The 11,703-nt window shown below is 45.7% G+C and carries 13 protein-coding genes; 12 read left to right on the forward strand and 1 reads right to left on the reverse strand.

From position 1 onward, the window contains the following. Positions 1 to 38 precede the first annotated feature (38 nt). The 3 genes from AC1DXC_RS23350 to AC1DXC_RS23360 all read left to right on the forward strand — a co-directional run bounded on the left by AC1DXC_RS23350 (position 39) and on the right by AC1DXC_RS23360 (position 2,179). On the forward strand, positions 39 to 191 hold the full coding sequence (locus AC1DXC_RS23350) for a hypothetical protein (RefSeq protein ID WP_477461587.1): 153 nt from the start codon (positions 39 to 41) through the stop codon (positions 189 to 191). 714 nt (positions 192 to 905) lie between these two features. Continuing rightward, positions 906 to 1,916 (forward strand): hypothetical protein, encoded by a 1,011-nt coding sequence (locus AC1DXC_RS23355; protein WP_477461588.1) that lies wholly within the window; start codon positions 906 to 908, stop codon positions 1,914 to 1,916. 95 nt (positions 1,917 to 2,011) lie between these two features. Next, a complete protein-coding gene (locus AC1DXC_RS23360; RefSeq protein ID WP_477461589.1) occupies positions 2,012 to 2,179 on the forward strand; it encodes a hypothetical protein in 168 nt (55 codons plus the stop codon). Positions 2,180 to 2,384: 205 nt separating this feature from the next. Here AC1DXC_RS23360 and AC1DXC_RS23365 read toward each other — a convergent pair whose 3' ends face one another. Next, positions 2,385 to 3,281 (reverse strand): hypothetical protein, encoded by an 897-nt coding sequence (locus AC1DXC_RS23365; protein WP_477461590.1) that lies wholly within the window; start codon positions 3,279 to 3,281, stop codon positions 2,385 to 2,387. Between the two features lie 570 nt (positions 3,282 to 3,851). Between AC1DXC_RS23365 and AC1DXC_RS23370 the strand changes: the two genes are divergently transcribed. The 9 genes from AC1DXC_RS23370 to AC1DXC_RS23410 all read left to right on the forward strand — a co-directional run bounded on the left by AC1DXC_RS23370 (position 3,852) and on the right by AC1DXC_RS23410 (position 11,701). Then, on the forward strand, positions 3,852 to 5,525 hold the full coding sequence (locus AC1DXC_RS23370; protein ID WP_477461591.1) for a tetratricopeptide repeat-containing sensor histidine kinase: 1,674 nt from the start codon (positions 3,852 to 3,854) through the stop codon (positions 5,523 to 5,525). A gap of 1 nt (position 5,526) precedes the next feature. Next, entirely contained in the window at positions 5,527 to 6,192 is a 666-nt protein-coding gene (locus tag AC1DXC_RS23375) for a response regulator (RefSeq protein ID WP_477461592.1), read from the forward strand. Between the two features lie 143 nt (positions 6,193 to 6,335). Further along, entirely contained in the window at positions 6,336 to 6,572 is a 237-nt protein-coding gene (locus AC1DXC_RS23380) for a hypothetical protein (protein ID WP_477461593.1), read from the forward strand. Continuing rightward, positions 6,573 to 6,848, forward strand: coding sequence for a membrane protein insertion efficiency factor YidD (gene yidD, locus AC1DXC_RS23385; protein WP_477461594.1), 276 nt, complete (start codon positions 6,573 to 6,575; stop codon positions 6,846 to 6,848). 244 nt (positions 6,849 to 7,092) lie between these two features. Further along, a complete protein-coding gene (locus AC1DXC_RS23390; protein WP_477461595.1) occupies positions 7,093 to 7,368 on the forward strand; it encodes a hypothetical protein in 276 nt (91 codons plus the stop codon). A gap of 24 nt (positions 7,369 to 7,392) precedes the next feature. Further along, on the forward strand, positions 7,393 to 8,193 hold the full coding sequence (locus AC1DXC_RS23395) for a TerC family protein (RefSeq protein WP_477461596.1): 801 nt from the start codon (positions 7,393 to 7,395) through the stop codon (positions 8,191 to 8,193). Beyond that, positions 8,194 to 9,699, forward strand: a complete 1,506-nt coding sequence (locus tag AC1DXC_RS23400) for a hypothetical protein (RefSeq protein ID WP_477461597.1) — start codon at positions 8,194 to 8,196, stop codon at positions 9,697 to 9,699. Positions 9,700 to 9,709: 10 nt separating this feature from the next. Beyond that, the gene (locus AC1DXC_RS23405) at positions 9,710 to 10,048 is read left to right on the forward strand and encodes a hypothetical protein (protein ID WP_477461598.1); all 339 of its coding nucleotides are present in this window, start codon (positions 9,710 to 9,712) and stop codon (positions 10,046 to 10,048) included. A 12-nt stretch (positions 10,049 to 10,060) separates the two neighbouring features. Beyond that, positions 10,061 to 11,701, forward strand: a complete 1,641-nt coding sequence (locus AC1DXC_RS23410) for a hypothetical protein (protein WP_477461599.1) — start codon at positions 10,061 to 10,063, stop codon at positions 11,699 to 11,701. Positions 11,702 to 11,703: the final 2 nt, after the last annotated feature.

Genomic DNA, 11,703 nt, shown 5'->3' on the forward strand with positions numbered 1-11,703 from the left:
GTTTGCGCTTTGGTTATAGCCTCTAAAATCCAAGACAAGTGAAAGACCCGGGCGACCTGGCTTTAAACAGGACCATGGAACGCTGTACCGATTACTACTGGGAAAATCAAAGTACAGGCGCCGAAAATGTCGCCTACAAATGCCGTATCAGTGACAGCGAGACGAGGCTGGATGAAAATTCGGATAAATGAATGCCCGACAAACTCAACGCTTGCGGCATCGCCTGGCCGGCTTTTGATCGAACAAAAGGAAACCCACTATGCGGAACTGAAAAAACAGGGCGAGATTGAGATCGAACAAAAAAAGCGAAACTCAAGGCAGACGCCAGCGGCAATTAGCTCGCCGCCCGCTTGATCATTTACCTCGTCCTCGGGCTCGCACTCACCTGGCTCGCCTACGTACTCATCATCCCCTTGATCCTGATCAATTCCGGAGCGCTTTGCCTGCTCACCGCGTTTTGCTCTGGGCAATACATAAAACTGCTTTATTTCTTATCGGTAATAGGGGCGGGTCATGTGTTCATGGACTATCATTATCAGTGGCTGCCCCAGGCGCTCGCAGATGACCTTGGTTGGCCTGACGGATCACATTAGCTTTGGTTTATTTTAATTTGGCGGCGGGGGGGGGCGCGGGGCGGTTGACGTGGAAAAGGGCGGGGAAATAGGAGCGGGGGCTTTGCTGCCTGCTTTAATACGCTTACGGTTGAGTTCCTCACATGGGTCAACACCACTGTCCATTCCTGGAAGTTGTTGAATCCTAATGAGCGCATTGTATTAAGTTTAGTATAAAATTTTCCTGTTGGGATTGTGGTAGCTAGTATTGAAATACTGTGAAAACACCCTTTTTAGGAATAATTAAATCATTTATATTCGAGTCTCAATCAACAACCTTAACTTTTTGCAATTATGAAACTGATTACTCTTTTGTTGTTACTATTCGTAGGCCATACTTCATTCGCCCAAACAATGACTGTCGCATTCGAGTCCAAAACGGTCAGTGTAGAAAAGGGCGATGAATTGTTGATCGTACCGATTGTCGTAAAGGTGAAAAATAAAATAGCTGGTCAGAAAGTAACTATCGCATTGCCTAAAAGCGACTCGAAAATTACATTTCAGGAAACTGACAAAGAAATCAACGAAATAGATGAGGCAACATTCTATGTGATTTTCGCGACAGATTATACTGTTTCAACATCGGTCGATGTAACCATAAATGTTTCTTTAACCGGAGCGGCCGTTTCTGATGCAGCGGTAATTACCGTCAAAAAGGCTAAGAGTCTTAATTATACGCTCGATGATTATATGCACGATTCCTTATTAAAATTGAACTATGTTACTAAAGTGGAATCGACGGACAATATACTGACGGTGTATGGTTATCATGCCGACAATCAGGAGGTTGTAGCAAAAAGGAGAATCCTGCTTAAACAGAACGAGGTGTACACGATCTATAATAACACTTTCAGTGCTTACAAACCGAATCTGTCACTTATCACCGTGCCTTTTAAAATTCGGCCGGAACAAGGAGATTTGGCTACGAATGCGCAATCCGGAATTACGAATCTTGGCTTAAATGTCGATTTTTTCGGGTGGAAATGGGATCGTTATTATTCGGACGCAAGCAAAAAAACGCATAAGTTAGGTATGGGCCTTTGGCTCGCGCCGTCAATTGAAGAACTTGATGCTACGACAAGTAACGGTTTCCTTGCTGCCGATAAAAAATCAAAGCAAATGTTTTTGTCTACAGGGGCCACGATAAGCTATTCCTTCAATGCAATAAGCTTCGTGGTTGTGCCTATAGGATTCGATTTCCCAACTTCAGCAGTTGGCCGGAAGTGGGTCTACGAAGGCAAATACTGGTGGGGCTTCGGTATAGCGATCGAGCCGAAGGCACTGGCGGCGATTTTGAATAAGTAATTTATCTTATCATTTGCTAATTTACTCAGCAAAACAGGGGCCTGATATTTAATACTCAGCAATGAGCTGACGCCGCTTTTGATTCCGAAAAAGTATTGGGTGAGCCAGAGAATGAAGGCGATGATATTGAAGAAATTGCTTGTCATCATTTTAACTTGGGTACGCTACTTTTTCCCGGCCGCGAAAGGAAAGGCTTTGCGCTGGCCGAAAAGGGAATGAAAATGCATATAGCTGACATCGCTGATAAAGTTCGTTCTTTATGAATAACCCACCATATTGCTTTAGATAAATCAGAAGTAGTGCAGGTTGCAAAAAATATTGGTACTTTATACCAATTTAGAAAACGTCAAAAGAATATGATTTAAGCATTCCCTCTTGTTTGCTGCCCTGCACCCTTTCCTTGGAAAGTGTTTACATCATCTAAATGAATGCAAACTATATTAGTATGTACAATTTGGAGAAAAACGATTAATGTAATACATACTTCTCCAGCATATGTCTGGACAACGGCTTTAACTTCCGTTCCGGATGCACCGGGTGAAAACCTCCCGCAGTAAAATATTCCAGCTTATTATCGGCCTTGAAATACCAAATTTTTCCTATGCATTTGTCGGTTATAGTATCGGTTCTCATGATTTTTTGAAAATGGTTCAACCTTATCGTGTCCAGCGCGACGATAAGGGTATCGCCCAGTTTTTTATTGCAGGGCAGGGGCTGATACCGTTCGCCGTTCCAGTACATGCAACCACTCGCCCCGGAGGCAGCAGCAAAAGTTTGGACGGAAGGTGTACCAGTGTTTTGAAAGTAGCGGTAAGTTCCAAAGGTTATTAAAGCGGCCACGATCAATGCCGCGATAGCGGGTAAAGTTTTAGAAATTTTTCTGAAAACGGGGTCCTCCGTGACAGGCAGGCTTACTGCTGCAGTCAAGGGTATTGCAACTTCATTGCCCGGCTTTTCGGCTTCAGCTTTTATCTCATCTATGTTATCGCCCGTAGGCACCATCACTATACCTTTTTTTTGCCATTTGCTGTAAGGCCGGTGCTCAAAGTCAATCAGCCAGGCCAATAACTCAATGTTCCTGTCATCCGTTTTAGCAGTAACGCCCTTCAGGTAGTTTGACAAAGTCTTCAGCTTGTCAGCATTGCAGAGCCTGATTGTTCTTATATAGGCATCGACGTCTTCCCGCGACTCGAAAAATGGCCTCAATACCCTTTCATCACCTTTTGTAAATCGTTCATGGCAGACAGAAATACATTCCGCTTTGATTTTGGCAGCCGTAGGCCCAACTAAATTAAGCGAAAGAGCTCCAGTTTCCTTCTTTTTTCCATAGTCCGCCATTACCGCGGCTACATAATCCTCAAACATTTTTAAGCATATATAAAGGTAAAGCTAACGGAATTTTCGGAATCTCCAAGGCATTCCCGGAATTTGGCCGGAATCATCGGAATTTCCGGAATTCGTTGCAAATAAGCGCTTTATGCGCTCATACATTTGTTTTCGAATCAGCAAAGAAAGCGGTGGCTGCCAGCCGGCTTGGGAAGCAGCGAACAGCTCCCGCAATCAATGCTGACACTTCCCAAAAAATGTAAGAAGCGCTTCTTACGCGGTTCGCAGCGCCGCTCCCGGATAGTCCGGGGGCAAGGCACTGCGGTTTTATTAACCCTTTAATCCTTAAAAAAATGTTTCAGCTAATTTTAGCGCTGTTCCTGGCATTCTCATGCCCTGCGCGCCATAATCATACCAATACTAATGGTGGTGTTACCACAAACGCAGACACCGGTGGTGAATCCGGCCATGCGCCTGGCAACCCGACCCCGCCACCACCGCCGCCTCATCCATAAACAGGTGTTGCAGCAGTCAGGCAGGAGCAATCCCGCCTGACTTTTTTTATTGCTTACTCGCGGCTTTTTCCTATTTTTAAATAAAATTTAAACCTTGAAGAAGCCTTTTTTTTTTCTTGCTGGTATAATGCTTTTGCTTTGCTGCAGCAAAGAGAAAACAGCATCGCCTTTTACAGGGACGGCGGATTTTCAAAAGGCCCAGGCTTTTTTGTATAAGCAAAATGACTCTGCCTTTTATTACTTCAATAAGGTGGTCTCCAATTCCAAAGACAGCCTGCAGGTCGGGATTTCCTACAATAATATGGCCATCATCCAGTCTGATGCGGGAGACTACTTCGGTGCCCAGGAAACCCTGCTCACTTCCCTCCAATTCCTGAATGAAAATAAGCCTGATGATATCAATTGCCTTTCTTCTGATTACAACGAACTGGGCGTAAACAGCGTAAGCCTTAAAAACTATGACGCGGCTATAGAATATTACGCCGCCGCCTTACGCATCGCTAAAGTGGAAAGCTACAAACGGATATTTCTGAATAACAAAGCACTGGCATACCAAAAGAAGGGGCGATATAGGGAAGCACTTCGTATTTATAAAAGCATCTTTAACGACCGGCGGGATACCGCAGAATATGCCAGGGTATTATCGAATTTTGCCAGGACCAAATGGCTGCAAAACCCGGGCTATAACGCGGCGCCGGAGTTGTTAACCGCGCTCCGGCTCCGGAAGGAGGCCAATAACCTTTGGGGCCAAAATGCCAGCTATGCGCATCTAGCAGACTATTACTCGCTAAAACGGCCGGATTCGGCCTATCGTTATGCGGCAGACATGTATCGTGTTGCCTCCCGGCTTAATAGTGCTGATGACCAGATGGAGGCCCTGGAAAAATTGATCCGGCTTGGGCCCGTAAGTGATGCAAAACAATATTTTGTACGTTATCAAAGACTTAATGATAGTACCCAAACCGTGCGTAATGCCGCTAAGAACCAGTTCGCGCTGATCCGGTATGATGCCCAGAAAAACAAAGCAGATAACCTTCGCCTCCAGAAAGACAATGCCGAAAAACGTTACCAGCTCATTAAACAGAAAGTCATTATTTATAGTACCCTTGTCCTTTCACTTGCTGCTTTTGCATTTGGTATTTTCCTCTACCGGAAACGCAGGCAGCGCTTAGTACTGGAGGCTGAAAAAGCAATACAGGAGAACCAGCTTCGTACTTCGAAAAAAGTACACGACGTCGTAGCGAACGGCCTGTACAGGATGATGTCCGAAATTGAAAACCAGGACGAACTCGATAAAGAATTACTCCTGGACCGAATCGAAAATATGTATGAGAAATCCAGGGATATTTCTTATGACAAACCCGATAATCCCAACCTGCCTTTTTCGGAAAAATTAACCCGGATACTACGATCTTTTGCCACCGGCAGCACGAAAGTGGCGCTTGCGGGTAATAGCAATGCGCTTTGGAAAGAGATTGACGCTGACGCAATGTACGAGATCGAGCACGTATTGCAGGAACTGATGGTGAATATGAAAAAGCACAGTGGCGCCAGCAATGTCGCGGTCAGGTTCGAGCGCAAGGGCGGACGTATCAATATTTATTATACGGATAATGGGGTGGGTTTTACGGGCGAGCCGCAATATAAAAATGGTTTAACAAATACGGGAAACCGTATTAATAGTATAAAGGGATCGATTACATTTGGGGTTAACGTGAAAAAAGGTGTTAAAATACTGATCTCTTTTCCCGTTGCTAAGACCGAATAATATGTTTAACAGTGTACTGATTGCCGAAGACCATGAAAGCGCGAACATTTCTGTACAAAAGACATTGCAGGACCTCGGTATCGCCGGGCCTGATTATGCCTATTATTGTGATGATGCTTTGACCAGGATACAGAAAGGTGTTCGGAGTGGTACGCCTTATGATTTACTGATCACCGACCTTTCGTTTGACGCGGATGGCCATGTGCAAAAGATCAGCGGCGGAGCAGCGCTGATCGCGGCAGCCAGACAAGTGCAGCCCGGGCTAAAGGTGCTTGTTTTTTCAGCAGAGCACAAACCCGCTTTAATCGATACCCTTTTCAATGAGCTTAGCATAAACGGCTTTGTGCGCAAAGCCAGGCGGGACGCCCAGGAACTCAAACTGGCTATTGAAGCGATTTTTAAAAATAAGATTCATTACCCTACCGAGCTCCGCCAGGCTGCCAGGCAAAAAAATATGCACGATTTTACGGCCTACGATACGACCATCGTGACGCTATTATCAAATGGCGTACTGCAAAAGGATATTCCCGCCCACCTTCTCCAAAACGGAATCCGCCCATCCGGGTTGAGCAGCATGGAGAAACGCCTCAACTTAATGAAGGATGTACTTGAATTTACAAAAAACGAACAGCTTGTCGCATTTTGTAAAGATATGGGCATTATCTGATCAGAGCTATACACCTTAATGCCAAGTCGCATAGCAATCATTTCAACTTTTTTCAAATAATTTCTTGCCTTACGGTTTCCCGTAAAAATGGCGCGGTTTCCCGTTATACTTTTGGATCATGCAATAAGCTAACCCAAACTGACATGGAATACAAAGTAGTGCCCTTCACCGCAACAATGGATCACAAGAAGCAAACGACGATTGTCGTTGCCGACCAACTGGAAAACCTCATCAGGCAATATACCGGCCAGGGATGGCAGTATATCCGGCTGGAAAGCGTGTCGACCTATGTACTCGCAGATGCCGGGTGTTTCGGCGTCGGCGCAAAACCAGGCTATATGGCTTCTTACCAGATGGTGGTTTTTAGTAAACCGGAATAAATGAAATGGCCACTGCTCTTATTGATCCGGTTCTATTGGGCAGCATTTCCGGCTAGCCAAAGGCGGAGGTGTATTTTTCGGGAAAGTTGTTCCCGGTACGTCTACAGGATTACGCAGGAGCAAGGATTGATTAAAGGCCTTGCCGCTTTAAAATACCGCTACGCGAATTGCAGGGATGGCTTCTGCCTGCTGGAACTTCCGGAAACGGGTAAGATCATGGTACTTCCCTGTGGAGACCAGGTTACCGAAAGCGGAATCGCGGAAAGATTATTATAGTAACAGCAATGAAGTTGGCTTTACTCTTTCTCTTTTTAATGGGCGTGGGTTGTAAAGATTCAACGATGGTGTATGTCTGTGCTAGCCCAAACGCGAGAAGATACCATTTAAAAGAACATTGTCGAGGCTTGAGCAACTGTACATACCGAACAGTAAAGATGACGGTAGAAGAAGCAAATAAAGAAGGCAAAACGCTTTGCCACTGGGAAGATAAATAAATCATTAACACTTAAAATTAAACGCAATGCCATTTTCAAAATCAGATTTAGTTTACAAGTACAGCTGGGAACATACTAAAGAGGACGACCCTAAACTAACAGGAACTCCGGACAGCAGTTTACTTAACCGCAATGAGGGTTATGAAGTCCTTTACATGATTAAGGCGTTAATGAAGGATTGGAAGTTCTTCGATGTGACTGATGGCAAAAAAATAGAAAGGATGATCAGGGTGCATCCAAGCGAGCTGCGAAGCCAGCAACATGTTAAAAATTGGATACAAACCAATTGGAAAAATCACTAACTCATACACCTAAACCTTATCACGATGGATATTGTGCATACCCTGCTGGGGCAGGATATTAAAGCAGGCCTGCTTATCGTCCTTAACCTTATCGTCATCGAGAGCCTGTTATCCGTAGATAACGCGGCTGTCCTTGCAACGATGGTGAGTGGCTTGCCGAAAAGTCAGCGCGGAAAGGCCCTGAAGTATGGCATCATCGGTGCTTACGTGATGCGAGGCCTCTGCCTTTTCCTCGCCGCCTGGCTCGTTTCGATCTGGTGGTTGAAGCCCCTGGGCGGCTTATACCTGATCTACCTGGCTTTGGATTACTTCCGTGGCAAAGGGGAGGAGAAAGAAGAGGAGGCTCTTGACAATGAAAAAAGCTGGGCATACCGTTCTACTGTAGGGTTAATCGGGACATTTTGGGCGACTGTCGCATTGGTTGAAGTGATGGACCTGGCCTTTTCGATAGACAACGTCTTCGCGGTCGTCGCATTTACGAACCATGTTTACCTGATCTATATCGGCGTATTCATAGGCATACTCGCCATGCGATTCGTGGCACAGGGTTTTGTAAAACTGATCGAAAAATTTCCCTTCCTGGAAACTGTGGCGTTTGTTGTGATCGGTATACTCGGCCTGAAGCTGTTAGCGTCACTTTACGCGCACTTTTACCCGCATACCGAATTCACCGCCCTGCTGGATGGCAAGCAAACGGATATTTTTATTTCCGTGTCCACGGTGGCTGTATTCGTGTTGCCAGTACTGAGCTCTTTGTTGTTCAATTTTCCAAAACGAGTTGCTTCTGTTGCTGAAGTAGATACAAACATTAAATCAATTTTATAGATGAAGAATTTTTACAAATACCTGATTCCGGTTTGTTTGGTCATGGCATCTTGCGGTGGAGGAAGCAAAGTGGATCCCTTTGAGGGAGTAGACCTCTATGGCCCAAACCTTCGGGCAACTTTGGCTGCTTACAATGACCTGAAAACAGGTACGGGCAAACAGCCTTCAGGCTCACCGGCAATGTACGTAGACTTTTCCGCGGGTATGTACACCGCATTCGGAACACCCGCGATCAAAGACCTGATGCCGGAATGCTTCAACACTGTGCTTGCGCAAAAGTTCGAGGTGTTTAAACTTGCAGAAAACCAGGTAACGCCCTTGCAAGTGGCTAATAGCACCGAACTTGGCCAGATCGTCAATGATCCTAAGCAATACCTGGACCGGCGCGCACCTATCCAGGCAGCCGTTGAAAAAATCGTGGGCTCCCAAAATGATGCCTTGCTCATCACCGATTTCGAAGAGTGGCAAAACAATGCAGAAGTCGCATCCACTGCTTACCTCAAGTTACCATTCTCCAAATGGTTAAAGGATGGAAATTCCATCTCTTTTTTTATTGCGGACTACAAAGAAGGAAAAGTAGACAAGCATATTTACTTTACCGTCTTTACTTACGGCCGGGCAACAGGCACCAGTTTGATCGATAAGCTTCGGCCCAAACTGGCCGTCCTCCCAGCGAAGTTTGACCTCGCCGCGGATTTCTGGCTGTTAACGACCGATTATCCGGGTGTGAACACCGGAGGCATCTTTCGCGATGCCTCCGGCAAAAGCGAAAAAGATCAAAATGTGCTGGACCTACAAAATAATTATATCAACGGGCTGCAACAGCACATGCCTTTTGAGTATTACCCACTCGGTGTAAGTTGGGCGACGATCGCCGACTCCAGAAAAGATTATTTGCCGCAAAATCAGTTCAATGAACTGTTCAGAAAGCTTTTTATCGACCTCAGTAATGAAGACAGCTATACTTATAAAGAACTTGAGGTGAGCGTCTTTGATGCCACGGCTGATTTTGAACGCTATGCCAGGTCACTGGAAGTCCTAAAGCACCGCCCGAAAATCGTTAAAGGAAGCGATGGCGAAAATAAGTTTTCGGATCAGGAAACGGACCAGATCGCGCTTTCCTGCTACCTGCCCGATGGGAGCATTAAACCGGAATACCGTTATGAACCCGCTGATTCGAAAACGCTAAGCGGCCTATTTACCATAAACCAGGCGCTTTTCAATAATACATTTCATACCGATAAAAAAAGAGCCGAGATCGGTATCGCATTTTCACCGCAGTTTGATGCGGGCAGTATCCCCGATCCGAAGGGCCTGCTAAAAATCACCGTTAGTGTAAAAGACGCCACGGTAAACAACGCTAACCCGGTGCTTGAAAAATTCAAATGGATCAACACCAGCGGCTTAGCCAACATGGGTTTATACAATTCGGTAAAAAGCACCCTGGATGACCTACAACCAACCGGCAAAACTATTTATACCTATTACCTCAAAACCACCGAATAAAAACACAATTATGGAATCAATTACCGCTTATGTGATCTCGGGTATCACCGCCCTTGTCCTTTTATTAATTGCAGCGCTGATCGCCACCGCTATTAATTATGAAGGGGGCAGCAGGCCCAAAGACGCCTTAAAACGGCGTAGCTGGTTTTGGCTGATCGCCGCTTTAAACCCTGCCATTATTTTTTTGCTTGGGTATTATATGTTCAAACCGGATGCGAATATTATGATCGTCAAACGATATATCAATGCCCTGAGCATCGGGACAGCGGCAGGCTTTATTTTATACCTCCTGCTCGGATTTGTACTCAGTAAAATATTCAAAAACGGCAAAATCGGTCATTGGTTCTAACCTTTTAAAAACATGGATAAATTATTTTTAATCGCTGTTGGAGGCACCGGGATGCGCTGCCTGGAATCCTTTATTCACCTTTGCGCTATCGGCATGTTTGATAGCCGGGAGATCGAAGTGCTGACTTTGGATACGGACCAGACTAATGGGAATAAAGGTCGGGTGGAAGAGTTATTGCGGCTGTACAACCGCGTCAAGTCCTCCGGCAACAATGATGGGGGTACAGCAAATGCGGATACCTTTTTTTCGACCAGGTTAACACTCTACCGTTTCTATACCGATTATTCCGGTAAAGGCAGGGAGAACTATAAGAACCTCGCTAAATTATCCACCGGGAGCGAGGTGCAGCAGCGCGATAATAAATTGTTGTCCGACCTCTTTCTCGATAACCAGTCGGTACAGGAATTTAACCTCGCCCACGGATACCGTGCACAGACCCATTTAGGCTCTCTGCTGATGTACCACGGCATTACTGAAGCTGCCCGGAGCATAGCCAGCGGTGTCCAGGTAAAACCACAGGAAAGGGAACTGGAACAATTTGTTGAAAAACTGGAAAAGGCTGGTGAAAAGGCGCGGGTTTTCGTTTTCGGATCCATATTTGGCGGTACGGGTGCGTCCGCCATCCCGATTATCCCCAAAGCTTTGCAGGATTTTGTGCAGATCCGTTCTGCAGGTGCATCAAGTATTGACCTGGGCAGGGTGAAATTCGGAGCGACTTTGCTCACCGAATATTTCACCTTCAAAAAACCGGATGATAAGCAGCGTTCATCCAAGGAGGACAGTGTGATCGCAGACGCTTCTTTTTTTCCATTGAACAGCCAGGCGGCGCTGCAATTTTACCAAAGCGACCCGACCGTGCAAAAATCTTATAAATTGCTTTACCATATCGGCTGGCCGGTAGAAAGTAAAAATGCCGATGGCGTACAGGATACTGGAAAAACCATCACCGGGGGAGCGGACCAGAAAAACGGCTGCCACATCACTGAATTGACAGCAGCATGCGCTGCATTCGATTTCTTTACACGCACTTCGCTATTGGATACGACCAAAGCAGAATATCTATATAAGGCCGTCCCCTTCCATGATAACGCTTTCAGTTTTACGGCAGAAGACCTGGTCGGTAATATCGGCAGGGCAGGGGAAGTATTCTCCAATAAGCTCGGCGCATTCTTCTCGCTGGCCCACATTTCGTTAACTGCGAACGGCGGCGCGCGCGGTGATCTGGGCATCAAAGCCTTCATTAACCTTCTGCAAAAACAAAAGATCTACCAGTATGAGAGCATTAGCGATGCGGATTGTGCTGATTTGAATGACTACTTTAAGTATTTCGCTTATACGTTTGAAAATGGAAAATTCATACCTGGCTGGATCTACCAGGTTCGGGACTCTATCGCACCTGGTAATTTTATTTTTAGCAGCAAATCTTTCCCAAATAGTCAGGCAGAACTCAGTAAGCTCGATGTTGGCACCATGTTCACCGACGAGAAATATCACTGGCCTAAAACGCTCATAAACAGCAGGTACAGCACCTTTGTTTCCAGGCTGATTGATTCGGGGCCGGGTGACTTGCAAATGGTCAATACAACCAAAGAAAAATTCCTGGCGCACCTTTATAATGCCATCTCTGTTTCGCAGGGCTTCCAATCAAAATAAAG

The organism is Mucilaginibacter sp. P2_D11, assembly GCF_056404435.1.

Bases quoted from the DNA above. Each gene is read 5' to 3' on its own strand.
- AC1DXC_RS23355 (WP_477461588.1), top strand. From the start codon at position 906: ATGAAACTGATTACTCTTTTGTTGTTACTATTCGTAGGCCATACTTCA.
- AC1DXC_RS23365 (WP_477461590.1), bottom strand. From the start codon at position 3,281: ATGTTTGAGGATTATGTAGCCGCGGTAATGGCGGACTATGGAAAAAAG.
- AC1DXC_RS23375 (WP_477461592.1), top strand. From the start codon at position 5,527: ATGTTTAACAGTGTACTGATTGCCGAAGACCATGAAAGCGCGAACATT.
- AC1DXC_RS23380 (WP_477461593.1), top strand. From the start codon at position 6,336: ATGGAATACAAAGTAGTGCCCTTCACCGCAACAATGGATCACAAGAAG.
- yidD (WP_477461594.1), top strand. From the start codon at position 6,573: ATGAAATGGCCACTGCTCTTATTGATCCGGTTCTATTGGGCAGCATTT.
- AC1DXC_RS23390 (WP_477461595.1), top strand. From the start codon at position 7,093: ATGCCATTTTCAAAATCAGATTTAGTTTACAAGTACAGCTGGGAACAT.
- AC1DXC_RS23395 (WP_477461596.1), top strand. From the start codon at position 7,393: ATGGATATTGTGCATACCCTGCTGGGGCAGGATATTAAAGCAGGCCTG.
- AC1DXC_RS23400 (WP_477461597.1), top strand. From the start codon at position 8,194: ATGAAGAATTTTTACAAATACCTGATTCCGGTTTGTTTGGTCATGGCA.
- AC1DXC_RS23405 (WP_477461598.1), top strand. From the start codon at position 9,710: ATGGAATCAATTACCGCTTATGTGATCTCGGGTATCACCGCCCTTGTC.
- AC1DXC_RS23410 (WP_477461599.1), top strand. From the start codon at position 10,061: ATGGATAAATTATTTTTAATCGCTGTTGGAGGCACCGGGATGCGCTGC.